The 23,493-nt window shown below is 72.3% G+C and carries 28 protein-coding genes; 19 read left to right on the top strand and 9 right to left on the bottom strand.

Going from position 1 to position 23,493, the window contains the following annotated elements:
* The first annotated feature begins 51 nt into the window (after positions 1-51).
* Positions 52-840, top strand: a complete 789-nt coding sequence (locus tag MILUP08_RS28575) for a dTMP kinase (protein ID WP_039906752.1) — start codon at positions 52-54, stop codon at positions 838-840.
* Here MILUP08_RS28575 and MILUP08_RS28570 read toward each other — a convergent pair.
* The gene (locus MILUP08_RS28570; protein WP_007464351.1) at positions 825-1,517 is read right to left on the bottom strand and encodes an SDR family NAD(P)-dependent oxidoreductase; all 693 of its coding nucleotides are present in this window, start codon (positions 1,515-1,517) and stop codon (positions 825-827) included. The two genes, MILUP08_RS28575 and MILUP08_RS28570, sit on opposite strands and share 16 nt — an antisense overlap.
* A 104-nt stretch (positions 1,518-1,621) precedes the next feature.
* Here MILUP08_RS28570 and MILUP08_RS28565 point away from each other — a divergent pair, with 104 nt between their 5' ends.
* From MILUP08_RS28565 to MILUP08_RS28550, 4 genes are all read left to right on the top strand, one after another.
* Positions 1,622-2,638, top strand: a complete 1,017-nt coding sequence (locus MILUP08_RS28565; protein WP_007464349.1) for an NAD-dependent epimerase/dehydratase family protein — start codon at positions 1,622-1,624, stop codon at positions 2,636-2,638.
* Between the two features lie 75 nt (positions 2,639-2,713).
* The gene (locus tag MILUP08_RS28560; protein ID WP_007464348.1) at positions 2,714-3,628 is read left to right on the top strand and encodes a MurR/RpiR family transcriptional regulator; all 915 of its coding nucleotides are present in this window, start codon (positions 2,714-2,716) and stop codon (positions 3,626-3,628) included.
* A 29-nt stretch (positions 3,629-3,657) separates the two neighbouring features.
* Positions 3,658-4,581, top strand: a complete 924-nt coding sequence (gene murQ, locus MILUP08_RS28555) for an N-acetylmuramic acid 6-phosphate etherase (protein ID WP_039908949.1) — start codon at positions 3,658-3,660, stop codon at positions 4,579-4,581.
* Between the two features lie 398 nt (positions 4,582-4,979).
* On the top strand, positions 4,980-5,969 hold the full coding sequence (locus MILUP08_RS28550) for a sigma-70 family RNA polymerase sigma factor (protein WP_083915936.1): 990 nt from the start codon (positions 4,980-4,982) through the stop codon (positions 5,967-5,969).
* Positions 5,970-6,040: 71 nt separating this feature from the next.
* On the opposite strand, the gene MILUP08_RS28545 is transcribed toward MILUP08_RS28550, so the two are convergent.
* Positions 6,041-7,018 carry a C40 family peptidase gene (locus MILUP08_RS28545; protein WP_007464342.1) on the bottom strand — a complete coding sequence of 326 codons (978 nt, stop codon included), beginning with the start codon at positions 7,016-7,018 and terminating at the stop codon, positions 6,041-6,043.
* A gap of 531 nt (positions 7,019-7,549) precedes the next feature.
* Here MILUP08_RS28545 and MILUP08_RS28540 point away from each other — a divergent pair.
* Complete coding sequence (locus tag MILUP08_RS28540; RefSeq protein ID WP_237747201.1) at positions 7,550-8,032, top strand: DUF6232 family protein; 483 nt, start codon at positions 7,550-7,552, stop codon at positions 8,030-8,032.
* Between the two features lie 19 nt (positions 8,033-8,051).
* Here the strand turns inward: MILUP08_RS28540 and MILUP08_RS28535 are convergent, their stop codons facing one another.
* Positions 8,052-8,378 carry a DUF3817 domain-containing protein gene (locus tag MILUP08_RS28535; RefSeq protein ID WP_007464337.1) on the bottom strand — a complete coding sequence of 109 codons (327 nt, stop codon included), beginning with the start codon at positions 8,376-8,378 and terminating at the stop codon, positions 8,052-8,054.
* A gap of 26 nt (positions 8,379-8,404) precedes the next feature.
* The gene (locus tag MILUP08_RS28530; protein WP_051066079.1) at positions 8,405-8,839 is read right to left on the bottom strand and encodes a hypothetical protein; all 435 of its coding nucleotides are present in this window, start codon (positions 8,837-8,839) and stop codon (positions 8,405-8,407) included.
* Between the two features lie 130 nt (positions 8,840-8,969).
* On the opposite strand from MILUP08_RS28530, the gene MILUP08_RS28525 reads away from it, so the two are divergent.
* The 3 genes from MILUP08_RS28525 to MILUP08_RS28515 are packed head-to-tail and all read left to right on the top strand — an operon-like array spanning position 8,970 to position 10,223.
* Positions 8,970-9,308: a DUF6158 family protein gene (locus tag MILUP08_RS28525; RefSeq protein ID WP_039906750.1), complete on the top strand. Its 339-nt coding sequence runs from the start codon at positions 8,970-8,972 to the stop codon at positions 9,306-9,308.
* Positions 9,308-9,634, top strand: coding sequence for a hypothetical protein (locus tag MILUP08_RS28520; protein WP_007464332.1), 327 nt, complete (start codon positions 9,308-9,310; stop codon positions 9,632-9,634). The genes MILUP08_RS28525 and MILUP08_RS28520 overlap by 1 nt, the downstream gene beginning before the upstream one ends.
* A 49-nt stretch (positions 9,635-9,683) precedes the next feature.
* Entirely contained in the window at positions 9,684-10,223 is a 540-nt protein-coding gene (locus tag MILUP08_RS28515; protein ID WP_007464330.1) for a DUF1360 domain-containing protein, read from the top strand.
* Positions 10,224-10,287: 64 nt separating this feature from the next.
* Here MILUP08_RS28515 and MILUP08_RS28510 read toward each other — a convergent pair whose 3' ends face one another.
* The 3 genes from MILUP08_RS28510 to MILUP08_RS28500 all read right to left on the bottom strand — a co-directional run bounded on the left by MILUP08_RS28510 (position 10,288) and on the right by MILUP08_RS28500 (position 12,119).
* Entirely contained in the window at positions 10,288-10,482 is a 195-nt protein-coding gene (locus MILUP08_RS28510; protein ID WP_007464327.1) for a hypothetical protein, read from the bottom strand.
* A 49-nt stretch (positions 10,483-10,531) separates the two neighbouring features.
* Positions 10,532-10,765, bottom strand: coding sequence for a hypothetical protein (locus tag MILUP08_RS28505; protein ID WP_377557785.1), 234 nt, complete (start codon positions 10,763-10,765; stop codon positions 10,532-10,534).
* Between the two features lie 259 nt (positions 10,766-11,024).
* Positions 11,025-12,119 (bottom strand): 3-deoxy-7-phosphoheptulonate synthase, encoded by a 1,095-nt coding sequence (locus tag MILUP08_RS28500; RefSeq protein WP_007464323.1) that lies wholly within the window; start codon positions 12,117-12,119, stop codon positions 11,025-11,027.
* Between the two features lie 272 nt (positions 12,120-12,391).
* Between MILUP08_RS28500 and MILUP08_RS28495 the strand changes: the two genes are divergently transcribed.
* Positions 12,392-12,610: a hypothetical protein gene (locus MILUP08_RS28495; RefSeq protein WP_007464321.1), complete on the top strand. Its 219-nt coding sequence runs from the start codon at positions 12,392-12,394 to the stop codon at positions 12,608-12,610.
* On the opposite strand, the gene MILUP08_RS28490 is transcribed toward MILUP08_RS28495, so the two are convergent.
* Positions 12,577-13,335: a hypothetical protein gene (locus MILUP08_RS28490; RefSeq protein ID WP_007464319.1), complete on the bottom strand. Its 759-nt coding sequence runs from the start codon at positions 13,333-13,335 to the stop codon at positions 12,577-12,579. The two genes, MILUP08_RS28495 and MILUP08_RS28490, sit on opposite strands and share 34 nt — an antisense overlap.
* Before the next feature lie 106 nt (positions 13,336-13,441).
* Between MILUP08_RS28490 and MILUP08_RS28485 the strand changes: the two genes are divergently transcribed.
* The 4 genes from MILUP08_RS28485 to MILUP08_RS28470 all read left to right on the top strand — a co-directional run bounded on the left by MILUP08_RS28485 (position 13,442) and on the right by MILUP08_RS28470 (position 17,837).
* The gene (locus MILUP08_RS28485; RefSeq protein WP_007464317.1) at positions 13,442-14,734 is read left to right on the top strand and encodes a M16 family metallopeptidase; all 1,293 of its coding nucleotides are present in this window, start codon (positions 13,442-13,444) and stop codon (positions 14,732-14,734) included.
* Positions 14,731-16,074: a M16 family metallopeptidase gene (locus tag MILUP08_RS28480; protein ID WP_007464315.1), complete on the top strand. Its 1,344-nt coding sequence runs from the start codon at positions 14,731-14,733 to the stop codon at positions 16,072-16,074. The genes MILUP08_RS28485 and MILUP08_RS28480 overlap by 4 nt, the downstream gene beginning before the upstream one ends.
* 161 nt (positions 16,075-16,235) lie before the next feature.
* On the top strand, positions 16,236-17,261 hold the full coding sequence (locus MILUP08_RS28475) for an aspartate-semialdehyde dehydrogenase (protein ID WP_007464311.1): 1,026 nt from the start codon (positions 16,236-16,238) through the stop codon (positions 17,259-17,261).
* A 135-nt stretch (positions 17,262-17,396) separates the two neighbouring features.
* The gene (locus tag MILUP08_RS28470; RefSeq protein ID WP_007464310.1) at positions 17,397-17,837 is read left to right on the top strand and encodes a PPOX class F420-dependent oxidoreductase; all 441 of its coding nucleotides are present in this window, start codon (positions 17,397-17,399) and stop codon (positions 17,835-17,837) included.
* A 63-nt stretch (positions 17,838-17,900) separates the two neighbouring features.
* Here MILUP08_RS28470 and MILUP08_RS28465 read toward each other — a convergent pair whose 3' ends face one another.
* Positions 17,901-18,482 (bottom strand): nucleotidyltransferase family protein, encoded by a 582-nt coding sequence (locus MILUP08_RS28465; RefSeq protein ID WP_237747200.1) that lies wholly within the window; start codon positions 18,480-18,482, stop codon positions 17,901-17,903.
* Positions 18,483-18,615: 133 nt separating this feature from the next.
* Here MILUP08_RS28465 and MILUP08_RS28460 point away from each other — a divergent pair, with 133 nt between their 5' ends.
* The 5 genes from MILUP08_RS28460 to MILUP08_RS28440 all read left to right on the top strand — a co-directional run bounded on the left by MILUP08_RS28460 (position 18,616) and on the right by MILUP08_RS28440 (position 23,412).
* Positions 18,616-19,314, top strand: a complete 699-nt coding sequence (locus tag MILUP08_RS28460) for a TMEM175 family protein (protein ID WP_007464306.1) — start codon at positions 18,616-18,618, stop codon at positions 19,312-19,314.
* A 92-nt stretch (positions 19,315-19,406) separates the two neighbouring features.
* Positions 19,407-19,823, top strand: a complete 417-nt coding sequence (locus MILUP08_RS28455; RefSeq protein ID WP_007464304.1) for a CBS domain-containing protein — start codon at positions 19,407-19,409, stop codon at positions 19,821-19,823.
* A gap of 300 nt (positions 19,824-20,123) precedes the next feature.
* On the top strand, positions 20,124-20,495 hold the full coding sequence (locus MILUP08_RS28450) for an SCP2 sterol-binding domain-containing protein (RefSeq protein ID WP_007464302.1): 372 nt from the start codon (positions 20,124-20,126) through the stop codon (positions 20,493-20,495).
* A complete protein-coding gene (locus tag MILUP08_RS28445) occupies positions 20,495-22,555 on the top strand; it encodes an amylo-alpha-1,6-glucosidase (protein WP_007464299.1) in 2,061 nt (686 codons plus the stop codon). Before MILUP08_RS28450 ends, MILUP08_RS28445 begins: the two co-directional genes overlap by 1 nt.
* Positions 22,556-22,659: 104 nt before the next feature.
* A complete protein-coding gene (locus tag MILUP08_RS28440; RefSeq protein ID WP_007464298.1) occupies positions 22,660-23,412 on the top strand; it encodes a lysophospholipid acyltransferase family protein in 753 nt (250 codons plus the stop codon).
* Positions 23,413-23,493 lie beyond the last annotated feature (81 nt).

The raw sequence follows: 23,493 nt of genomic DNA, 5'->3' as shown, positions 1-23,493 counted from the left end.
AGGGCCGCAAACGTCGCGGGCCGCGAGCATGGGTCGGATAACCTGTCGAGGGTGGCCAGATCATCGGGGATGCGACGCGGCAGGGCCCGGTTGCGCACCGTCGCCCTGATCGGCATCGACGGCTCGGGCAAGACCACGCAGGCGCACCGGCTTGCCGACGCGCTGACCGCCGCTGGGCGTCCCGCGGCGTACCGCCGCAACGCCAGCGGGCGGCGCTGGCTCGGCCGGCTCGCGCACCGGCTCGGCCTCCCGGACGCGCAACGGCTCGTCGGGCGGGACGGCGTCCTGGCGGTGGAGTCCGTGCTGCGCTGGCTGGCCATCGCCGTGGCCCTGCTCAGCTGCCTGCTCACCGGTCGGACGGCGGTGATGGACCGCTACTCGGCCTGCCAGTACGTGAGCATCCGCGCGCACGGCGGGCACCGTTGGGAGCGGCTGGCCCGGGCCGGCTACCGGCTGTTCCCCACGCCCCAGGTGACGTTCCTGCTCGCCGTCGACCCGGCGGTGGCGTACCAGCGCATCGAGGAGCGCGGCACCGATCACGAGTCGATGGGCTGGTTGACCGCGGCGGACACCGCCTACCGGACCCTGCCCGAGTACCCGAGCTTCGTCCTCGTCGACGCGGGCCGTTCGGCCGAGGAGGTGACCGAGCAGATCCAGGCGCACCTGGCGACCTGGCTGCCGGACGACGTCCACCCCGACCCGAGCCGGGGGTCGTCGGAGGGCTCGGCGCCCACCGCCGTGCCGCAGCCGGCGCCTCCACCCGCCCCACCCGCCGCGCCCGCGCAGGAGCGGGCCGGACGCGGTGACGGCGCGTCGCTGCTCGTTCAGGCGCGTCCGTAGACCGGAACGCTGGCCCCGGTGGTCGGCGCGGAGTCCGTCGAGGCGAGGAAGCGGATCACCGGCGCGATCTCGGCAGGAGTGACCCAGCGGGAGTGGTCGGCGTCGGGCTGCGCGGTCCGGTTCGCCGGGGTATCGATGACGCTGGGCAGCACCGTGTTGCAGCGCACGCTGCGGGAGCGGTACTCCACCGCGACCGCGTTGGCGAAGGCCAGCACCGCCGCCTTGGCCGTGACGTAGCCGGCCGCGCCGGCGAACGGGGTGACCGCCGCGCGGGCCGAGACGCACACCACCGCGCCGCCGCCTGCCGCCACCAGGTGCGGCAGCGCGGCCTGGGTGACCAGGTAGGTGGGTCGCAGGTTGACGGTGAGCATCCGCTCGAACTCCTCGACAGGTGTCTCGTGCACCAGGCCGCCGCTCGCGTACCCACCGACGAGGTTGACCACCGCCCGCAGCGGCGCCGCCGGGTCGCCGACGGCGGCCTCGACGACGCGTGCCGCGCCGGCCGGATCGGTGAGGTCCGCGACGACCCGGACCAGCGAGTCCGCCGCCGGCTCCGACCCGGGCCGGCTCGCCCGCTGCGGTACGACAACCCGCCAGCCCGCGTCCACGAACGAGGCGACGACCGCCCCGCCGAGCCCACCCGTGCCTCCGGTCACCACCACGCTGCGCTCCGCCATGCGCCACACGCTAGCGTCCGCCGCGACGACCCATCGGCCGACCGGCGCTCTGCCGACAGCAGAGTTGTTGGCGCATTAGGCCGGAGGCGGCGCACGATCGGCGGATGCGGATCCTGATTCTCGGTGGCACCCGGTTCCTCGGCCGGGCGGTGGCAAGGCTCGCCGTCGCGCAGGGCCACGACGTGACCTGCGCGGCTCGGGGCGTGTCCGGTGTGGTGCCGACCGGGGCGCGGTTCGTGCCTGTCGACCGCGACGAGCCCGAGGCGCTGGCGCCGCTCGCCGGCGACGGCTTCGACGCGGTGGTGGACGTGACCCGCCAGGTCAGCCATGCCCGGTACGCGCTCGCCACGCTTGGCGACCACGTCGGTCACCTGTCGTTCGTGTCCACGATCTCGGTGTACGCGGACAACACCACTCCGGGTCAGACCGCGACGGACGCGCCGCTGCTGCCGCCTGCCCCGCCGGACGTGGACGCTCCGGTCGGCCCGGAGCACCGCTGGTACGGCGAGTGCAAGGTCAGCATCGAGCGGCTGGTCCGCGAGCGGATGGGTGAGCAGCGGTCGTTCATCTGCCGGGCGGGGCTGATCGTCGGCGCGGAGGACCCGAGCGACCGCTTCCCGTACTGGGTGCGACGGCTGGCGAACGGCGGGGAGGTTCTCGCGCCCGGACAGCCCACCGACCGGGTGCAGTTCGTGGACGTCGCCGACCTGGCCGGCTGGTTGCTGCACGCCGCCGGCACCCGCCTCGCCGGCACGTACGACGGCACCGGCCCGGCGCTGTCCCGCGCCGAGCTGCTGGCCGGCGTGGCGGCCGGTCTGGGTGTCGCCGACCCGCACCTCACCTGGGTCGATCAGGACTTCCTGGTGGCCCGCGACGTACGCGAGTGGTCGGGGGAGCGGGCGTTGCCGCTCTGGGTGCGACTGCCGGAGTGGGCCGGCCTGATGGACCGGGACGCCCGGCCGGCGCTGGACGCGGGTCTGACGGTCCGTCCGTTGTCCGACACCGTTCGGGCGACCGCGTCCTGGATGACAGCGCGGCCCGACGCCGTCCGGCAGGGTGGACTGGACCCGGCGGATGAGGCGGCGATCCTCAGGGAGTGGCAGGCTGAGCGAAACGCGTGATCCGGGGCGTCGACACTTTTCCCACCACATATGGTCATGGTTGACGCTCACGCTTCGTGAAAGTAAGTTTCACCCGTGGCGAAAAGTCCGAAGATTTCTGCGAGTCACGAGCCTGGTGGGCTGATCGTCCACATCAGCGGGCTGTTGCCATCGCTGTCGCCCGCCGAGCAGCGGGTCGCCCGGCTGGTCGTGTCCGATCCGGCCGCCGCCGCCCGACGGACCATCACCGACCTCGCCACCGCAGCGGAGACGTCGGAGGCGACAGTCATCCGGTTCTGTCGATCGGTCGGCATGGACGGCTATCCACAGTTGCGCATCCGGCTGGCCGCCGAGGCCGCCCGCCGCGTCGAGCCGCCGGACGCCCGGGTCGTCGGCGGTGACATCCCGCCCGGCGCGGACCTCGCCCAGATCATCGCCACCATCGCGTTCAACGACGCCCGAGCCGTCGAGGAGACCGCCGAGCAGCTCGACCCGGCCGTCTGCGAGCAGGTGGTCGAGGCGATCGCGGGCGCGGGCCGGATCGACATCTACGGCGCCGGCGCCAGCGGGTTCGTCGCCTCCGACTTCCAGCAGAAGCTGCACCGCATCGGCCGGATCGCCTTCTACTTCCCGGACGTGCACACCGCCCTGACCTCGGCGGCCCTGCTCGGTCGTGGCGACGTCGCGATCGGCATCTCGCACACCGGCACCACCTCCGACGTCATCGAGGTGCTGGAGCAGGCCCGGACGCGCGGCGCGGCCACCGTGGCGCTCACCAACTTCCCGCGCTCGCCGATCACCGAGGTCGCCGACTTCGTGCTGACGACCGCGGCCCGCGAGACCACCTACCGCTCCGGAGCGACGGCCAGCCGGCTCGCCCAGCTCACCGTCGTCGACTGCCTCTTCGTCGGGGTGGCCGCCCGCAACCGCTCCCGGGCCCGCAAGGCCCTCGAGGCGACCGCCGAGGCGGTCCAGTCGCACCGGGTAGGTGCCAGCCGGAGGCGGGCGTGACGCCCGGTTCGGTGGAGCCGGACGAGGACATGTCAGCACCACCCGCCCGCCCGACGGTCCGGGTGGGCGCACCCACCGAACGACGCAACCCCCTCAGCGTCGACCTCGACCTGATGTCGACGCGGGACGTGCTCACCGTGATCAACGAGGCCGATCGGCGGGTGCCCGCGGCGGTCGCCGCAGTGCTCGACGAGATCGCCACCACCGTCGACCTGGCGGTGGCGGCGCTGCGCGGCGGACACCGGGTGCACTACTTCGGGGCCGGCACCTCCGGGCGGCTCGGCGTGCTCGACGCGGCCGAGCTGGCCCCCACCTTCAACTCGCCCCGGCACTGGTTCTGCGCCCACCTGGCCGGCGGGGCGGACGCGATGTGGCGGGCCGTGGAGGACGCCGAGGACGACGACCGGGGCGGAGCGGACGAGGCCGCGGGCTGTGTGCACGCCGGTGACCTGGTGGTCGGTCTGGCGGCCAGCGGACGCACCCCGTACGTCCTCGGGGCGCTCGCCGCGTCCCGCGCCGCGGGCGCCTCGACGGTGCTGCTGTGTGCCAATCCGGAGGCGGAGGCCGCCCGGTCGGTGGACGTGTTCATCGGGGTGGACACCGGACCCGAGGTGGTCACCGGGTCGACCCGGATGAAGGCGGGCACCGCGCAGAAACTGGTGCTGAACACGTTCTCGACCGCCGTCATGGTGCGCCTGGGCCGGGTCTACTCGAACCTCATGATCGATATGGTGGCCACCAACGCGAAGCTCCGGGGACGAATGATCTCGATCCTGGTCGAGGCGACCGGCTGCTCGGAGGAGGTTTCCCGGCGGGCCCTCGGCGAGGCCGACGGCGACCTGAAGACGGCGCTGGTCTCGCTGGTCTCCGGCGCCGAGGTGGCCGCCGCCCGCGCCGCCCTGGCCCGCTCCGCCGACCAGGTTCGCGGGGCTCTCGCCCTGCTCGCCTCCTAGGCCGCACCGCCCGGGGAAGCGAACGGGGCTCCGGATTGTTAACCGGGGCGGGGGGTAATCACACCCCGTGGATGAACCGACCGGTCCATCGCTGCGTATCTGCCAGTGACCAGGATCGCAGCGCGGAGGTGACCCGGGTCGCTGTGCCGGCGCCGCGGCGGTGTTGCCATGGTGCGGGGCGATCGGCGATTCGTCGACCACCAACCGTTCGAGGTGCCCAGCGGCGAGCCACCCGACGGGTGCTGACAGCAAACATGGACCGTGCTCTCAGCAACTACTCAGGCATTCGTGACACTTTCGACTCACGACATGGAATCCCCGACACGTCTCATCTGTTGTGTAGGTGTCAGCGACGGTGGGCACAGCAGAAGTTACCAGGGGCTGACCGGACGTGGGGAATGGCAAGGAACCGGGCAACCGGCGCGAGCGAGGGGACCGTGGGCAACGTGGACAAGAACATCGGCATGCGCACCGACGAGGTTGCCGAGGAGCGCGACCTGGTCGGCGTCTACCTGCACGAGATCTCCCGGACGCCACTGCTGGACGCCGCCAAGGAGGTCGACCTCTCCAAGGCGATCGAGGCCGGCCTCTACGCCGAGCACCTGCTCGGCGAGGACGCCGTTCCCGACGGTGTCGACCGGGCCGACCTGGAGCGACTGGTCGTCGAGGGTGAGCGCGCGAAGGACCTCTTCATCCGCGCCAACCTGCGACTGGTCGTTTCGATCGCGCGACGTTACGTGCGCTCGGGCATGCCCATGCTGGACCTGATCCAGGAGGGCAACACCGGCCTCGTCCGGGCGGTCGAGAAGTTCGACTACGAGCGTGGTTACAAGTTCTCCACCTACGCCACCTGGTGGATCCGCCAGGCCATCAGCCGGGCGATCGCCCAGCAGGAGCGCACCGTCCGACTGCCGGTGCACCTGGTGGAGGACGTCAACCGGATGCGCAACGTGACCCGGCAGCTCACCCGCGAGCTGGGCAGCGACCCGGAGCCGGAGCAGATCGCCGCGTCGCTCGGCGTCACCGTCGAGCGGGTCAACGAGCTGCGCCGCTGGTCGCAGGACACCGTCTCGCTGGACACCCCGGTGGGCGACGACGGCGACACGAACCTCGGCGACCTGGTCGCCGACAGTGACGCGCCGTCGCCGGAGGACATCGTCCTCAGCGGCCTGGAGCGGCAGCGCATCGAGGGGCTGCTCAACCACCTCGACGACCGGTCCGCCGGCATCATGCGGGCCCGCTACGGGCTGGAGGACGGCCGCGAGCACTCGCTGACCGAGGTCGCGTCCCGCTTCTCGCTGTCCCGCGAGCGGATCCGGCAACTGGAGATCCAGGCCCTCGGCCGGCTCCGGGAGCTGGCCCGGGCGGAGGGGCTGCAGGCAGCCTGACCTGGTAGTAATGACGGCGAACGGCCGGCGTCCGATAGGGGGACGCCGGCCGTTCGCCGTATCGGGTCGGGTCAGCGGACCCGGCCGTAGCCGTGGATGGACATCATGTTCATGCCGCGCTTGAGCACGTTGCGACCGGCGCTCGGCGCGTCGATGACCTGGCCGTCGCCCACGTAGAGAGCGACGTGCCCGAGCCCGCTGTAGAAGATCAGGTCTCCCGGGCGCAGGTCAGCCCGACCGATGTGGGCCACCGCGCCCCACTGCATCCGGGCGCTGTGGGGCAGCGACCTGCCGGCCGAGCGCCAGGCCGCGAGGGTCAACCCGGAACAGTCGTAGCCGTTCGGCCCCTCACCGGCCCAGACGTACGGCTTGCCGATCGCCCCGAACGCGTACCGCACCGCCGCGCCGGCGTCCCCGGCCACGGCGGGCACGTTTTCGGCCTCGGCCTCGGCCGCCTTGGGCGCGGGTTTCTCGCTGGCGGCCCCGTACGCCTGCCGGCGCAGCTCGTACAGCTTGGCCAGGTCTCCCTCGATGCGCTTCTTGCCCGCCGCCAGCTCGCGGGCCTGCGCGGCCTGTCGGGCCAACGTGGCGTCCAGGCGGGTCTTCTCGTCGAGCAGTCGCCGCTGGTTCGCCGTGAAGCCGGAGATGCGCTCCTGGCGCTGGCGGGTCAGCTGGTCGAGGGTGCCGAGCCGGTCGAGCAGAGCGACGGAGCCGCCGGGACGCAGCAGCGCGTCCGCGGTACGCAGACCACCGCTCTTGTATGCGGTGTTGGCGAGTGCCGCGACGTCGGCCCGGCTCTGCTCGGCCTGCTTCTCCAGCGGGCCGATACGGGCGTGTAATCGGGCCACCGCGGCCTTGTTGACCTTGATGTCCTCGGCGAGCTTGTTGTACGACTCCACGATCCGTTCCAACTCGGCCGAGGACGTCTCGATCCGGTGGGTCAGGTCGGCGGGGGACGGCTCGGCGTGCGCCACCGCCGTCGGGGCGATCAGCGCGGCCGACATGCCGGCCAGCAATGCGGTGCGCAGCAGGGTTCTCAGGGATGACAAGAGCGGAAGGCTCCTCTCCCACGGCCGCCGACGGGGCTGCTGACGCCCTCGGCGACACCGGCCGGGGCCATCCGGATGGACGACACTGGGCCGGACCGGCCCGCCCAACCTAACCCGGGACGCATGTACCGCGCAGTTGAAGCAGGGGCGAATGTTGGCGAAGTGGCGGGAAGTGCCGCTGCTCCCGGTGGCGCCAGCGGGGCTGCTGACGGCTGCCGGAGCGCCTTTTTCGCATTCTCTGACCGATATACGACTTTCGTCGTTCCGGGCGTATGCCGCCGGATGGCCGCCGCCAATATCCGATAAAACCTGAAATGGATGCTGTTTCGCGGCGATGTCGCCCGGACGGGTGAGCGGGTCGGAACCCGTAAATGCCCAGGTGGAGTGGCGGTGCCCCAGAACAATGGAGCCGCAGCCGGGAATCCCGCCCCCGGGCAGCGATGCCCGGCCCCGGGACCCACACCCGGCAGACCGCCCCCCACGGGAGGAACCGTGAATCGTGAAGGCGCAAAGACGCGACCGCAACGAACGGTGCCCGGAGCCAGGTCCACGCTGCTGTACGCGCGACCCGGCATCATCGTCACCGTCGACCGGTTCACCGTCGGCCGCACCAGCTATCGAATCGTCGACCTGACCCACCTGCGCACCACCCGAGGCCCGCACGACCGGATCGCCGTCCGGGCCGTCGTGGTCACCGCATCCATGATCGGCGCGATCGGCCTGCTCCTCGGCTTCAGCGGCGGCCTGCAACGGTTGACCGCCGAGGCGTACCTCATCCTCGGGGCGGTGCTCCTGCTGCCGGCGGCACTCGTCCTGGTCGGCGACCGCTGGCGCCCACCGCCCTACGAGCTGTGGGGATGGCACCGGGGCGCGGAGGTGCTGCTGTTCAGTGCCGACGACGAGCGGCAGTTCGGTCAGGTCACGCGGGCACTGCTGCGCGCCCGGGAGGTCAACCGGTACGGCGGTCTGGCCGACCCGCTCGCCTCGGCCGACCCCTGGCGGCCCCGCCGCTGACCCAGCGGCGGGGGGTCGGTCAGCTGGCGACCGGCTCCGGCGTACGCGTCACGGGCCGGTCCAGCCAGGCGGTGACGCGACGCTCGGCGTAGAACGAGACGAACGGCACGGTGCCGGCAAGCATCACCAGGAGCATCCGCTTCAACGGCCAGTCGGCCCGGCGGCTCAGGTCGAACGCGGCCACCAGGTAGATCATGTAGAGGAAGCCGTGGGCCGGGCCGACCGTCTCCACCACCACCGGGTTGTCGAACGCGTACTTCAGTGGCATGCCGACAACGACCAGCAGGATCAGCACCACGCCCACGATCCAGGCGATCACGCGGTACCGGGTAAGGGCAGCGCCCACAGTCGTCCGTCCTTCCGAGCCCCGGCTCAGCCGGGATAGTCACCGGGCCGGGCGCCCGGATTGGCGTTCAACCATGACAGGTAGTCGTTGTAGGCGGCCAGGTCGGTGTCGTCGCCGGGCACCCCGTCGACAGGCACCCGGGCCACCCGCACCGGTCGGCGTACCGCCGGTCGGGCGCCGATGGTCGCGGCCGGCGGCGGCTCGACGGTCGGCGCGTCGGCGGGGTCCGCCGCCGGCTCGGCGGCACCCTCCGCGTTGCGGCGGGCCAGCCGCACCTCGCGCCACCAGACGTACACGACGAAGCCGGCGAAGATCGGCCACTCGACCGCGTACCCCCAGCTGAGGCTGTTGCCGGCCGCGGCCCGGCTGATCTGCCACCAGCCCAGGCCGAGGAAGCCCACGACCAGCACGACCATGGCCACGTGACGTGCGATCCACGCCGGGGTCCAGAGCCACCTCATGGCGTCGAGGGTACCGGGAACGGCGGCGGTCTCCGACACGGTGTCGTAGCTGCCACGCGGGCGGGAGGGTTTGGCGTCACCCGGTGTGGGCATCCGTCTAGACGCCAGCCCAAACGAGACCAGGGGGGCGATGATGACCGGATCGGTACGCGAGGACGGCTTTCCGTCCAGCGGCAGCACGGACATGAGCCCGGAACAGCGGGTGCCCGAGTGGGGCGGCGACCACCTCGCCGACTCCGGGGGCGCCGATCTCGACGGCGACACGCTAGGCGTCGACCCGACGGAGCTGACCGACGACGATCTGATCCGCGAGATGCACAGCCTGCACCGCACCCGGCTGGACACCCTCCGGCACGCGGCAGACTCCGCGCTCGCCAACCACCTGCGGCGCACGGCGGAACTGGAGACCGAGTACCTCGCCCGGCACCCGGGCCGGGAGGTCGACCCGAGCCGCCTGCGGGACGCCTGATGCCGGCGCGAGCCGTGCGCGGCATGTCCGCGCCACCCGAGGTGGTGTTCAACACGGCCACCGACCCGGCCCGGGCCTCGGCCTGGTTGCCGGCGCCGCTGCGCACCGACGGGAGCCCACCCGCCGAGATCAGCGGCGAGGAGCTGCGGGCCCGCTGGGGCGACGCCGACTGGGCCGCCGAGATCCGGGTGGATCCGGCCGACTCCGGCGGCGCCCGGATCCAGCTCGACCTGACCGACGGCTCGGGCTCCGACCCGGACCAGTTGGCCGACGAGGCGCTGAACAACCTCGCCCGCGAGGTCGCCGACAACCTCCAGGCCGGCTGAGGCCGTCACCGACGGCGCTTTCGCACCACGACGACATGTGAGGAGAACGGTGAGCGACACTGGCCTGCGACAGAAGGCGGCGCGGCTGCGCCGGGCGTACGCGCCGCACGAGCACCGGCCGCTCGGCGGTTACCTGGCCGCGATGGGCACCTACGCCGGGGTGACCGGGGTGCTCGCCGGCCTGGTCAAGGCGACCGGCCGCCCGGTGCCCGAGCGTCCCGCCCCCGCCGACGTCGTGTTGCTCTCCATCGCCACGCACAAGCTGAGCCGGCTGCTGTCCAAGGACGCGGTCACCAGCCCGCTGCGGGCGCCGTTCACCCGCTACGACCGGCCGATCGGCAGCGGTGAGGTGATGGAGCAGGTCCGCGACTCGGGCAGCTCCACCCGGCACGCCATCGGCGAGTTGCTGAGCTGCCCGTTCTGTCTGGCGGTGTGGGTGGCCACGGGGCTGACCGGCGGTCTCGTGCTCGCCCCCCGCCTCACGCGTCTGGTGGCCACCGCGTTGACGGCGGTGGCCGCGTCCGACTTCCTCCAGATGGCGTACGCCGCGGCGCAGCAGGCCGCCGAGGGTGGGCACGACGACGACTGAACCGACACGACCAGCGCAGCGCAGCGGGGGCCGGCGAATTCGCCGGCCCCCGCTGTCGTACGCGTCAGCGCTGCATACCGGACCAGCCGTGCGGCGACTCCGGCTCCCGTTCGTCCTCGTCCTCGCCGGTGATGATGTCCCGGTCCACCGCCGTGCGGTCGTGCTCGTTGGCGAAGTCCGGCTCGGGCGTGGTGTCCCTGCCCTTCGGCGGCTGACCCAGCGCCGGGACCTTCTCGTCATGGTCCTCGTGGTGCGTCATGGTGGTGTCCCTTCGCTGTCGCTGGCTTCGCTGGTTGCGCTGGTCCGGCTCACGCGACGGTGCCGCCCAGCAGGTCGCTGGCCTCGTCCACGGCGTACTCGCCCTCGGGCAGCGCGTCGATGCGCGCGAGCAGGTCCGGGGGAAGTTCGGCGGCCACGGCCCGGCGGTAGATCTCCCCCTGGGTGACCCGCTCCTGACCTCGGAAGATGTCGTCGAGCAGATCGTCGAGGGCGCGGGTGTCCGGCTCGTCGGCCACTGATGCGTCGTCGGTCACGCCGATCAGCTACCCGGGTCGGAATCGGTCAAACGTCGCGTCGACGGCCCCGTACAGACAGCGCCGCCCCCGAGCCTTGTGGGCCGGGGGCGGCGCTGGTGTCGGTGTGTAGGTCGCCTCTCGGCGAGTGGCGCGACGCGGCTCCAGCCGAACGGTATTCCGCGAGGGCTATTTAGGTGAGGCCCGGGGACACTGAGCACACCGACACCTCAGTTAACCAGGCCTCGGCCTCCCGTGTTCCGCGCCCCGCAGTGCCGGCCGTCACACCTCAGGCCCGGGTGGGGAGGGTGGCCCGGCGGGCCCGTACGGCGGTGGCCAGGTGGTCGAGCACCTCGGCGGTGTCGTCCCAGCCGAGGCAGGCGTCGGTGACCGAACGGCCGTACACCAGCTCGCGGGTCGGGTCGAGGTCCTGCCGGCCGGGCAGGAGGAACGACTCCAGCATCACGCCGGTGATGCCGCGCTGGCCGGCGGCCATCTGCGCCGCCACGTCCGCGGCGACCAGCGGCTGGTTGCGGTGGTCCTTGCCGCTGTTGGCGTGGCTGGCGTCGATCACCAGGCGCTCCGGCAGCCCGGCGGCCCGGAGCAGGTCGAGCGCGCCCGCCACCGACTCCGCGTCGTAGTTGGGCCGACCGCCACCGCCGCGCAGCACCAGGTGCCCGTCCGTGTTGCCGCGGGTGTGCATGATCGCCGGGGTGCCGGAGAAGTCGATGCCCGGGAAGACGTGCGGCACACCGGCGGCGCGGATCGCGTCCACGGCGGTGCCGATGCTGCCGTCGGGGCGGTTCTTCATGCCGATGGGCATGGACAGGCCGGAGGCGAGCTGCCGGTGCACCTGGCTCTCCACGGTGCGGGCGCCGATCGCGCCCCAGCCCACCGTGTCGGCGATGTACTGCGGCGTGATCGGGTCGAGGAACTCGCAGCCCACCGGCAGGCCGAGGCGCAGGACGTCGAGCAGCAGCGCCCGGGCCCGGCGCAGGCCGGTGTTGACGTCGCCACTGCCGTCCAACCCGGGGTCGTTGATCAGGCCCTTCCACCCCACGGTGGATCGAGGCTTCTCGAAGTAGACCCGCATGACGATCAGCAGGTCGTCGGCGAGCCGGTCGGCGGCGACACGCAGACGCTCGGCGTACTCGAGGGCGGCGGCCGGGTCGTGCACCGAGCACGGGCCGACGACCACCAGCAGGCGGTCGTCCTCGCGGTCCAGCACGCGGCCCACGGCGCGCCGGCCGGTCAGCACGGCCGCGGCGAGCGGGGCGTCCAGGGGCAACTCGTGGTGCAGCAGGGCGGGTGTGGTCAGCGGCACGACACGGTCGATCCGCTGATCGCTGACCCGATCGGTCTCCGGGGTCGTCACGGTGGGCATCCTTCCGCCGACCGTGCCCGGGGCCGGTGCCCGGGACGAGCCGGCTGCTCGTACGCAAAAGGGCAGGAACGACAGCTCCTGCCCAGCCGGCTCGGTCCGTGGTGACGTCAGATCATGGTGAAGTCACCGGCCTGAGCCGGCTGCCTAAACCATGGATACGTCCGCGTCACGGGAGCCAGCGTACCCGACCGCGCGGGGGTGTCCGGGGCATCGTCCCAAGATGCGGGGTGAACATCGCGTGCCGACGCCGGGCCGGGGGTAACAGCTGTGCCATGACTGACGAGCAGAGCGATCAGGAGCGGGTGGAGTCCCGCGCGCACCACCTCCTTCCCGAGGAGGTGGCGGCGGGCAGCGACGACCCGCAGGCACAGGCGGAGGCCATCCTCGCCGAGTCGGACATCCGCGAGGAGGACCAGAACGCCGCCCCGGACACGGTGCTGGAGCGGCGTACCTCGGATCAGACGGTGGCCGCCGTCGAACCTCCGGACTGAGCCGTCGCGCCGCGGGCCCGGCGTGACCCCCGGTAGGTCTGCTCGCGCAGCCAGGCGAGTGGGCCGGCCGCCCGCAGGTCGGGTGGCAGGTTGCGCACCGGGTCGAACGCGAGCGCGGCGTCCTCCCGGGCGGCGAGCTGAGCGCCGATGGTGACCTGACCGACCGGGCGCCACGGCCCCACGGCGGACGCGACCGCGAGCACCAGGCGCGGCGCGTCCGTCCGGGCCGCCGCCGCGACGGCGGCCAGACTGCTGCCGAGGTCGACCGCTTCCGGGTCCGCCAGAGCGGCAAGCCAGAGACGCCGCCGGGCCGCGCGATAACCCATGATCGTGCTGTACGTCCCGGTGAAGCCGCGGCGGGGCAGGGGCAGGTTCCGCAGCACCGGCGCGGCGCCGCTGGAGCTGACCAGCAGGTCGAACGGGCGGCCGGAATCGAGGTGCACGCGCACCGCCAGACCCAACACGTCCGGCCAGCCCTCCGGCGTGGGCGTCCCCCTGGAGAGCCGGACGGCTGCCGCGTACCGGCCGGGGTCGTCCAGCAGGGCGACCCCGGTGGGCGGTCCGGGCGTACCCCACATCGTCACCTCAGCGGCGAACGAGCGACCGGCCGGATGCAGCAGCCGGCCGCGGCGCAGCCGGCCGAGCGCGGCGGTGGCGCGTTCGACGGCGCCGGCGGCCGTGCCGGCCGGGCGGCGTGCGGGCCGGACGGGGGTGGGTGGGGTCATGTCTGGGCGGTACCCCGACGGGCGGACTCGATGCCCCGCCGACGGATCGGCTCGCCGACCGGCGGCACGTCACCTTTCCGCCCGCGAGATCGGATAGCGTCGTGCCATGCCCGACAGTGGTTACCCCTGGCCCATCGAGACGTCCCGACTGGACAACGGCCTGCGCGTGGTGGTGAGCGAGGACCGCACCGCGCCCGCGGTGGCCGTCAATCTCTGGTACGACGTCGGATCCCGGCACGAGCCGGCCGGGCAGACCGGTTTCGCCCACCTCTTCGAACACCTGATGTTCGAGGGGTCGGTGAACGTGGCGAAGACCGAGCACATGAAGCTGATCCAGGGCTCCGGTGGCTCGCTCAACGCCACCACGAACCCGGACCGGACGAACTACTTCGAGACGGTCCCGGCCGAGCACCTGGAGTTGGCGCTTTGGCTGGAGGCCGACCGGATGGGCGGGCTGGTCCCGGCGCTGACCCAGGAGACGCTCGACAACCAGCGCGACGTGGTGAAGAACGAGCGCCGGCAGCGCTACGAGAACGTCCCGTACGGCGACGCCTGGCTGCGGCTGCTTCCGCTGCTCTATCCGCCGGGGCACCCGTACCACCACTCGACCATCGGCTCGATGGCCGACCTGAACGCCGCCGACCTCGCCACCTTCCAGGCGTTCCACCAGACGTACTACGTGCCGAACAACGCGGTGCTCACAGTCGTCGGCGACGCTCGGGCCACCGAGGTGTTCGCGCTTGCCGACAAGTACTTCGGCGCGTTGCCCGCCCGCGACGACATTCCGGCCGCCCCGGACGGCCGCACCGTCGCCGCGACCGGGCAGCCGGCCGTGGAGACGGTGAGCGCCGACGTGCCGGCGCCCCGCGTCTACGTCGCGCACCGCGGCCACGCGTTCGGCACCCCGGGGTACGACGTGCTCACCGTGCTCGCCACAGTGCTCGGCAGCGGCCGGGGCAGCCGGCTCTACCAGCGGCTCGCCGACGGCGAGCGGATCGCCCAACCCGACCTGGTCGGGGCGTACGGGGTGGACCTGGCGCACGCCCCGGCGCCGCTGATCGCCACCGCCACCGCCCGCCCGGGCGTGAGCGCCGAGCGGTTGGCCGAAGGGCTTGCCACTGTCGTCGACGAGCTGGCCACCGTGCCCGTCACCGCCGCCGAGCTGGACCGGGCGAAGGCGTTGCTGAGCACCGCCTGGTGGCGGCAGATGTCGACGGTGGACGGCCGCGCGGACACGCTCGGGCGGTACGCCACCCAGTTCGGCGACCCGGCCCGCGCCGCCGACCGGCTGCCCGCCTGGCTCTCGGTGACCGCCGAGCAGATCGCCGAGACCGCCGCCGAGGTGCTCGGCGCCGCCGACCGGGTGACCCTTACCTACCTGCCCGAGGAGACCGCATGACGCTGATCGCCGACCGTCCCGGCCCGGGCGCCGCTCGCCCGTACCGGTTCCCGCCGGTGGTCCGCCGCGCGGCCGGCGGTGGCCAGGTGGTCGCCGCGCACCTGCCCGGGCAGAACCTCGCCGTCGCGTTGCTGCTGCTCGACGCCGGCGCCGGCCGGGAGCTGACCGGCAAGGAGGGGCTGGGCGGGGTGCTCGCCAAGGCCCTGGAGGAGGGCACCGCGCAGCGGGACGCCACGGCGTACGCGCTGGCCATCGAGGCGCTCGGCACCGAGCTGGTGACCGGGCTGGACTGGGACTCGTTCCAGATCAGCGTGCAGGTCCCGGTGGACCGGTTGACCGCTGCGGTGCAGCTCCTCGCCGAGGCCGTCCGGACTCCCCGGCTGGACCCGGCCGACGTGCGGCGCGTCCGCGACGACGAGGCCACCGCGCTGCGGATGGACTGGGCCAACCCCGGCCCGCGCGCCGACGCCGCCCTGCGCGCCGACCTGTTCGGCGCCGACAACCGGTGGGGACGACCGATGTACGGCGACCCGGACTCGGTGGCGGCCCTGGACGTGGAGGACATCACCGTCTTCCACTCCGAGTGGTTCCTCCGACCCGGCACGCTGATCGTCGCCGGTGACCTGGACCGGATCGACCTGGACGCGTTGGCGGGGGCGGCGTTCGCCGGCACCGGAGGCGGTCCGGCCGAGCGGGGCGGCCCGATCGAGGTGCCGCTGCGCGCCGACCGTCGGATCATCCTGGTGGACCGGCCCGGCTCGGTGCAGTCCACGCTGCGGCTGGGTCACCCGTCGCCGCACCGGGCGCACCCCGACCACGTGCCGATGACCCTCGCCGGCACGGTCCTCGGCGGGGCGTTCACCTCCCGTCTCAACCACCTGATCCGCGAGGTGCACGGCTACACGTACGGCATCCGGGGCGAGTTCGCCTCGTCCCGCCGGTTCGGCCGGTTCGCGGTCAGCTCGGGCGTCCAGACCGCCGTCACCGCGCCGGCCCTGGTCGAGGCCGTCGGCGAGATCACCCGTACGCAGGCGGGCGGCGTGACCGAGGACGAGCTGGCGGTGGCCCGTTCCTGGCGGGCCGGGCAGCTGTCGGTCGAGCTGCAGAGCCCGCGGGCGATCGCGTCCGCGCTGACCACGCTCGTGGTGCACGACCTGCCGGACGACTACCACGCCCGTCTGCGCGAGGAGCTGCTCAACGCCGACGTGGACCAGGTCTCCGCAGCGGCAGCCACCCACCTCCACCCGGAGGCGCTGACCCTGGTCATCGAGGGCGACGCCGCGGTAATCCGCAACGACCTGGAAGAAGCCAACCTAGGAACCCTCCTAACCCACCCCTGACCCCTGCCAGACCCCGTTGATCATGAAGTTATCGTCACCCGGCGCGGCGTGTCGCGACGATAACTTCATGATCAACGGGGTGATGGGTCCGGTGTGAGGTGGGACCCGGGGGTTGGGAAAGGGGTGCCGGTCGTGGGGGTGGGCTGGGTAGCCTCGCGGGCATGAGGATCGGCATTGTGGGGGCCACCGGCCAGGTCGGTGGCGTGATGCGGCAGGTGCTGGCGGAACGGGAGTTCCCGGCGGAGCAGGTGCGGCTGTTCGCCTCGGCGCGGTCGGCCGGGCGGACGCTGCCCTGGCGCGACGGCGAGGTGACGGTCGAGGACGCGGCCACCGCGGACTACTCGGGGCTGGACATCGTGCTCTTCTCGGCGGGCAAGGGCAGCGCCCTGGAGTTGGCGCCCCGGGTGGCCGAGGCCGGCGCCGTGGTGATCGACAACTCGTCGGCGTTCCGGATGGACCCGCTGGTGCCGCTCGTGGTCGCCGAGGTCAACCCGCACGCCGTCGCCGACCGCCCGAAGGGCATCATCGCCAACCCCAACTGCACCACGATGGCCGCGATGCCGGTGCTGCGCCCGCTGCACGCCGAGGCTGGCCTCGTCGGCCTGGTCGTCTCGACGTACCAGGCGGTCTCCGGCGCCGGACTGGCCGGCGTCGCCGAGCTGGACGAGCAGGTCCGCAAGGTCGCCGAGCACGCCGCCGGGCTGGCCTTCGACGGGTCGGCCGTGGAGTTCCCCGCGCCGCGCTCGTTCGCCGAGCCGATCGCCTTCAACGTGCTGCCGCTGGCCGGCTCGATCGTCGACGACGGCTCGTTCGAGACCGACGAGGAGCAGAAGCTCCGCAACGAGAGCCGCAAGATCCTGGAGATCCCCGACCTCAAGGTCTCCGGCACCTGCGTCCGGGTCCCGGTCTTCACCGGCCACTCGCTGCAGATCAACGCCCGCTTCGCCCGCCCGCTCACCCCGCAGCGGGCCCACGAGCTGCTCGCCGACGCGCCCGGCGTCGCGCTGACCGCCGTGCCGACGCCGTTGCAGGCCGCCGGTCAGGACCCGACCTACGTGGGCCGCATCCGCGCCGACGAGACAGTCGAGTACGGGCTGGCGCTGTTCTGCTCCAACGACAACCTGCGCAAGGGCGCGGCGCTCAACGCCGTACAGCTCGCCGAGCTGGTGGCCGCCGAACGGCGCTGACCGAAGCGATCACTGCGGGCTCCCGGCCGGTCTCGGTGGGGGCCCGCAGTGCGTGGCGGCGGCGATCCATCGGGGGCGGGGGCGCTCTGCCCGTGTTTGGATTGACGTAACCGACCGTGCCACCTGGAGGAAACCGTGCCGGAGGACCCCAGCCAGCAGGCGCTGACCGACCTGATCGCCGGCCGCTCGATGGGCGTGCTGGCCACCCTCAAACGCGACGGGCGACCGCAACTGTCCACGGTGGTCTACGCGTTCGACCGCGCGGCCGGCCTGATCCGGGTGTCCGTCACCGACGGCCGGGCCAAGACGGCCAACCTGCGTCGGGACCCGCGCGCCAGCTTCCACGTCGGCAGCGAGGACGGCTGGGCGTACGCGGTGGTCGAGGGGCGGGCCGAGCTGACCGCTCCGGCGGCCGACGCCGACGACGCCACGGTCGAGGAGCTGGTGGGGCTCTACCGGTCGTTGCGCGGCGAGCACCCGGACTGGGCCGACTACCGCAACGCCATGGTCGCCGACCGGCGGTTGGTGCTGCGCCTGCACGTCGAGCGGATCTACGGAATGCCGCCCCGCGGCTGAGCGGGTCGGACTGCGCCGCCGCGAGCGACGAGGTCGACTGCCGCCCGGGCGGCGACGTCCGGGTCAGCCTGGGTCGATCACTGTCACGCCGGGCCAGCGTTGCGCGGGCCGGTGGCGAGCCAGTCGCTGCCGGGACAACGCGACGTCCACCCGGGCCGGGTTGTGCCGCCACACCCCACCCAGCAGATCACCCAGGCCGTACGGGGCGCAGACCTCCAACCCACCGGTCGGGCGTAGCCGTACGGCCACCGCGGTGGCGTACTCCGGCCAGGTGGCCACCGCCTCGGCGACGCTGCGGTACGCCGGGATCGGATCACCGCCGAACTTCGACGCGTACCAGGTGTGCACCGCCGCCTGGTTGCGTGCCTCCCACGGCGGCTCTGCCCAGGCCGCGGCGAGTCGGGCGGTCGCCCGGTGGTCGTCGTCGCGGGACAGCCTCGTCGGGTCGAAGAAGACCACGTCCACGTCGCGGACCGTCGCCGGGTCGAACCCGTCGCCGTACCGCTCGCCCCAGACGAGGTCGCGGAGGGCGCCCGCGCCGATCCAGGCGTCCGGCAGGCCGGAATCGCGGACCACTGTCAGCGCCCGGGTCAGCCAAGGGTCACCGGTGACCAGGTCCCGCAGCTCCCGCTCACCCGTCAGCACCCCACCCACGGTAGGTGGTGCCGCCGAAGCGTGCGGCGGGTGCTCCGCCCATCGGCGGGTATACCGCGCTGCCGTCCCGGCGCCGCCCATACGGAGCGCCGGGGGAGGGGCGGTACCTCGGGGGAGGGGCGGGATGAGCAACGAGCAGGGCAGCGACGACGCCGGGCGGATTCGCGACGGCACCGGCGGCCCGGCGCTGCGGTCGGAGACGTCCCGTCTGCTCGCGTTCAGCGACGGGGTCTTCGCCATCATCATCACGCTCCTGGTGCTCGACCTCCAGCCGCCCCGGGTCGCCCGGGGTCAGCTGCTGCACGCGCTCGTCGAGCAGTGGCCGGCCTACCTGGCCTACGTCACGTCGTACCTGCTCGTGGCGATCACCTGGCTGAACCATCGGGCTGCCTTCCACCGGGTGGTGAGCAGTGGAAAGGGTCTGCAGTGGTGCAACCTCGGGGTGTTGTTCACGACGGCGCTGCTGCCGTTCGCGACCTCGATCGTCTCGCAGGCCGTGCGGCAGGGCGACCGGGCCGACGAGCGCACCGGCGTCGCCCTCTACGGTCTGGCCGGCATGCTGCTCTCGGCGAGTTGGTTGGTTCTGTACCACTATCTGACCCGCCGGCACGACCTGGTCGACCCGGCGGTGTCGCGGGGGTTCTTCCCCGCGGAACGGGCGCGGGCCGCGGTCGGGATCCTGGGGTACGGGCTGGCAGTTCTCATCGGATTCGTCACGGACCCGCTGTTCGCGCTGACGATCTTCCTGTTGCTCCCGCTCTTCTACAGCCTGACCAGCAGTGGTCTCTACGAACTGCACCGCCTGCGCCGCCCGCGCGGATAGCCGGCTCGCCCCGGACAGCCACCGGGCCATCGGCGTTACCCCCTCCCGGGCGGCGGGTAGACGGGTCGTGCCGACACCGAGAGGGGAGCACCATGACAACGGTCGGAGAGTTCATGACGACCCGGTTGGTGACGATGGACGGCAACGACACGCTTATCGCCGCCGCTCAGGAGATGCGCGACAGCGCGATTGGCGACGTGGTGGTGACCGATGGCGACAGTGTCGTCGGTATCGTCACGGACCGGGACATCACGGTCCGTGGTGTCGCGGAGAACATGGACCCGGGCTCGACCCGGTTGAACGAGATAACCAGCCGCGATGTGATCACCGTGAGCCAGTACGACGACGCGGTGTCCGCCGCGGACCTGATGCGCACCTACGCCGTACGCCGACTGCCCGTGATCGACGACGGGCGCCTGATCGGTCTGGTCTCGATGGGCGACCTCGCGGTCGAGCGCGAACCGCAGTCGGTGCTTGCCGACATCAGCGCCGACGACCCGAACAACTGATCGTCCGCCGCGAACGCGCCGGCCCTCCCCCCGGGGAGGGCCGGCGCGCTGGCGTCTCGTTCCCTTGATCGTTGGCAGCTGAGCAACCCGACACACCGGGCACCGCCCTGCTGAACTGCCACCGATCGCCGGGAGGCTACTGCCGGCGACCGACACGACGCGCCGGCTCACCCGAACTGGGCGAGGTTGACCGTGTGGGTGGGCGGGGACCCGTGCTCGGACGTGCAACGCCGGCCGTGCGCGCGAGGCGAGCGCGCCGGGTGGGATCCCGGGCCCGGCCAACTGGGAGGAGTGGACCCGATGGTGGACGCGACCACGAGGTTCTTTGAGGACCTGGACCGGCGGGGGTACGAGCCTCTGCTGGCGAAGACCTCCGGGACAGTGCGGTTCGACCTGCACGAGGGGGCGCAGACCCGGCACTGGCTGCTGGCGATCGACCACGGGCGACTCGACGTGACCCAGGAGGACCGGGAGGCCGACACGGTGATCGGGGCCAGCCCGGTGCTGTTCGACGACATCGCCGACGGCCGCGAGCACGGCCTGGCGGCCCTGTTGCGCGGGGACATGACGGTGACGGGCGACGCCCGGCTGGTGGTGCAGGTGGAGCGGATCTTCCCCGGGTCGCCGGACGCCCGCGGGCCGCGCCGCCGCTTCGCGGGGGAGGTGCACTGATGGGCCAGGGCAACACGGTCCGGATCCTGGACGGCAACACGTTCGTCGTCTGCGAGGACACCGGTGACATCGAGGCGACGCCGAGCGAGCCGACCGGGCTCTTCTCCATCGACACCCGGTTCCTGTCCACGTGGGTGCTGAGCGTGAACGGTGAACGCCTCAACTCGCTCTCGTACGACGACCTCCAGTACTTCGAGTCCCGGTTCTTTCTCGTGCCGGGGATGGCCACGCACTACGTGGACGCGAAGTTGTCGATCATCCGGGAGCGGGTGGTCGGTGGCAGCTTCCGGGAGCAGCTCACCATCCTCAACCACGACGAGAAGGCGGTCGACCTGGAAGTACGGATGGACGCGGCGTCCGACTTCGCCGACCTGTTCCAGGTCAAGGACGAGATCCTGAACAAGAAGGGCGAGATCTACACCGAGGTCGAGGCCGACAAGCTGCGCCTGGGCTACCGCCGGGGCAACTTCCGACGCGAGACGATCATTTCGTCGTCGGTGTCGGCCCGGTACGACAGCCGGGGGTTCGCGTACACCATTCATCTGGAGCCGAACCAGCAGTGGGAGGCGACGATCGACGTGCAGACGCGCGCCGTCGGGCCCGGGGACCGGGACCTGCGGATGGGGCTGCGGGCGCACGGCGGCGAGCGGCTGGCCCTGCAACACGATCTGGAGCAGTGGATCGCGGACGCTCCCAAGGTCAACAGTGAGCACGGTCGGGTGGCCAGCACGTACCGGCGCAGCCTGATCGACCTGGCGGCGCTGCGCTTCTCGCCGCTCTCGCTCGGTGGCGCGACACTGCCCGCCGCCGGTCTGCCCTGGTTCATGACCATGTTCGGCCGGGACAGCATCCTGACCTGCCTGCAGACGCTGCCGTTCACGCCGCAACTGTCGAAGACGACACTGCGCATCCTGGCGTCCCTGCAGGGCAGCCGGTTCGACGACTTCCGGGACGAGGATCCGGGGCGGATCCTGCACGAGATGCGCTACGGGGAGACCGCCGCCTTCGAGGAGCAACCGCACTCGCCCTACTACGGGTCGGTGGACGCCACCCCCCTGTTCGTCGTGCTGCTCGACGAGTACGAGCGGTGGACCGGGGACGTGGCGCTGGTCAAGGAGTTGGAACAGGAGTCCCGGGCCGCGCTGAGGTGGATCGACAGCTACGCCGACCTCATCGGCAACGGCTACATCTGGTACGAGCGGCGCAACACCGAGACCGGGCTGGAGAACCAGTGCTGGAAGGACTCCTGGGACTCGATCTCCTACTCCGACGGCACCCTTCCGCCCTTTCCCCGGGCGACCTGCGAGGTGCAGGGGTACGCGTACGACGCGAAGGTCCGCGGGGCGCGGATGGCCCGCGAGTTCTGGGGTGACCCGGAGTTCGCCGCCCAGTTGGAGCGGGAGGCGGCGGAGCTGAAGGAGCGGTTCAACCGCGACTGGTGGGTGGCCGACGGCGGGTACTACGCGCTGGCCCTGGATCCGGACGGTCGCCAGTGCGACGTCCTCAGCTCGAACATCGGCCACCTGCTGTGGAGCGGGATCGTCCTCCCCGAACGCGCGGAGCAGATCGCGCAGCACCTGGTGGGGCCGCGGCTCTTCTCCGGCTGGGGGGTGCGGACCCTCGCCGAGGGGGAGACGCGGTACAACCCGATCGGCTACCACAACGGCACGATCTGGCCGTTCGACAACTCGTTCATCGCGTGGGGTCTGCGCAGGTACGGCTTCGGCGAGGAGGCCGCCACCATCGCGAACGGCATCCTGGACGCGGCCACCTACTTCGACGGGCGGTTGCCGGAGGCGTTCGGCGGCTACCCGCGGGAGCTGACGAAGTTCCCGGTGGAGTATCCGACCGCGTGCAGCCCGCAGGCGTGGTCGACAGGTACGCCGCTGCTGTTGCTGCGCACCATGCTCGGCCTCGAACCGCACGAGGGCCACCTCGCGGTCGAACCGCGGTTGCCGGTCGGGATGGGCCGGATCGAGGTGTTGGACATTCCGGGTCGTTGGGGCCGGGTGGACGCCTTCGCCCGGGGCCGGCTCGATCTGCACAGCCTCGCCGACTGAGCCACGACCGGCGTACCGGCGGCGACGGGCCACACGCGTCGCCGCCGGTACGCCGCCGGGCCGCCACCCAGCCGATCTCCAGACGGGCAGGGTAGATTCTGCGGATGCCGGAGCTCGTGTACCCGCCCGTTATCGCCACCGCCAAGACGCTGTTCCGGGTCCTCGACCTGAAGATCACCATCGAGGGCGCCCACCACGTACCCCGCACGGGCGGGGCGGTGCTGGCCAGCAACCACGTCAGCTACCTCGACTTCATCTTCGCCGGTCTGGGGGCGAACGCGTCGGGCCGGCTGGTTCGGTTCATGGCGAAGGATTCGGTCTTCACGCACAAGATCTCCGGCCCGCTGATGCGCGGCATGCGGCACATTCCGGTGGACCGGCAGGCCGGCGCGGCGTCGTTCCGCGCCGCCGTGGGCGCGCTCAAGCAGGGTGAGGTCGTCGGCGTCTTCCCCGAGGCCACGATCAGCCGGTCGTTCACCGTCAAGGAGCTCAAGAGCGGAACGGTCCGGATGGCCCGTTCGGCGAAGGTGCCGGTGCTGCCGGTCGCGCTGTGGGGCACGCAGCGGCTCTGGACGAAGGGCCGCCCGCGCACCCTCACCCGCAGGCACACGCCCATCACCATCCTGATCGGCGAGCCGATCCAGCCGGCGGACTTCCCGGACCCGAACGTGCTGGCCGCCGAGCTGACCACCCAGCTGAGCGCGCTCGTCGAGCGGGCCCAGCGCGACTACCCGGACGCCCCCGCCGGCCCGGAGGACACCTGGTGGCTCCCGGCGCACCTCGGTGGCACCGCGCCGACGCCCGAGGAGGCCGCCGCGCTGGACGCCGCCGGGGAGGAACGCACCCCCAGCCTCTGACGACGACCCGGACGCCGCGTGTGACCGGCGCGGGCGGACGCCACGCGTCATCAACGCCCGGCGCTGCGCGTCTCCAACGCC

Origin of the sequence: Micromonospora lupini str. Lupac 08 (genome assembly GCF_000297395.2) — a bacterium.
GTDB lineage: Bacteria > Actinomycetota > Actinomycetes > Mycobacteriales > Micromonosporaceae > Micromonospora > Micromonospora lupini.
This window is presented reverse-complemented; position numbering and strand designations above follow the sequence as displayed.

Bases quoted from the DNA above. Each gene is read 5' to 3' on its own strand.
- MILUP08_RS28570 (WP_007464351.1), bottom strand. From the start codon at position 1,517: ATGGCGGAGCGCAGCGTGGTGGTGACCGGAGGCACGGGTGGGCTCGGC.
- MILUP08_RS28565 (WP_007464349.1), top strand. From the start codon at position 1,622: ATGCGGATCCTGATTCTCGGTGGCACCCGGTTCCTCGGCCGGGCGGTG.
- murQ (WP_039908949.1), top strand. From the start codon at position 3,658: ATGTCAGCACCACCCGCCCGCCCGACGGTCCGGGTGGGCGCACCCACC.
- MILUP08_RS28550 (WP_083915936.1), top strand. From the start codon at position 4,980: ATGGCAAGGAACCGGGCAACCGGCGCGAGCGAGGGGACCGTGGGCAAC.
- MILUP08_RS28530 (WP_051066079.1), bottom strand. From the start codon at position 8,839: ATGAGGTGGCTCTGGACCCCGGCGTGGATCGCACGTCACGTGGCCATG.
- MILUP08_RS28525 (WP_039906750.1), top strand. From the start codon at position 8,970: ATGATGACCGGATCGGTACGCGAGGACGGCTTTCCGTCCAGCGGCAGC.
- MILUP08_RS28520 (WP_007464332.1), top strand. From the start codon at position 9,308: ATGCCGGCGCGAGCCGTGCGCGGCATGTCCGCGCCACCCGAGGTGGTG.
- MILUP08_RS28510 (WP_007464327.1), bottom strand. From the start codon at position 10,482: ATGACGCACCACGAGGACCATGACGAGAAGGTCCCGGCGCTGGGTCAG.
- MILUP08_RS28500 (WP_007464323.1), bottom strand. From the start codon at position 12,119: ATGCCCACCGTGACGACCCCGGAGACCGATCGGGTCAGCGATCAGCGG.
- MILUP08_RS28495 (WP_007464321.1), top strand. From the start codon at position 12,392: ATGACTGACGAGCAGAGCGATCAGGAGCGGGTGGAGTCCCGCGCGCAC.
- MILUP08_RS28490 (WP_007464319.1), bottom strand. From the start codon at position 13,335: ATGACCCCACCCACCCCCGTCCGGCCCGCACGCCGCCCGGCCGGCACG.
- MILUP08_RS28485 (WP_007464317.1), top strand. From the start codon at position 13,442: ATGCCCGACAGTGGTTACCCCTGGCCCATCGAGACGTCCCGACTGGAC.
- MILUP08_RS28480 (WP_007464315.1), top strand. From the start codon at position 14,731: ATGACGCTGATCGCCGACCGTCCCGGCCCGGGCGCCGCTCGCCCGTAC.
- MILUP08_RS28475 (WP_007464311.1), top strand. From the start codon at position 16,236: ATGAGGATCGGCATTGTGGGGGCCACCGGCCAGGTCGGTGGCGTGATG.
- MILUP08_RS28460 (WP_007464306.1), top strand. From the start codon at position 18,616: ATGAGCAACGAGCAGGGCAGCGACGACGCCGGGCGGATTCGCGACGGC.
- MILUP08_RS28455 (WP_007464304.1), top strand. From the start codon at position 19,407: ATGACAACGGTCGGAGAGTTCATGACGACCCGGTTGGTGACGATGGAC.
- MILUP08_RS28450 (WP_007464302.1), top strand. From the start codon at position 20,124: ATGGTGGACGCGACCACGAGGTTCTTTGAGGACCTGGACCGGCGGGGG.
- MILUP08_RS28445 (WP_007464299.1), top strand. From the start codon at position 20,495: ATGGGCCAGGGCAACACGGTCCGGATCCTGGACGGCAACACGTTCGTC.
- MILUP08_RS28440 (WP_007464298.1), top strand. From the start codon at position 22,660: ATGCCGGAGCTCGTGTACCCGCCCGTTATCGCCACCGCCAAGACGCTG.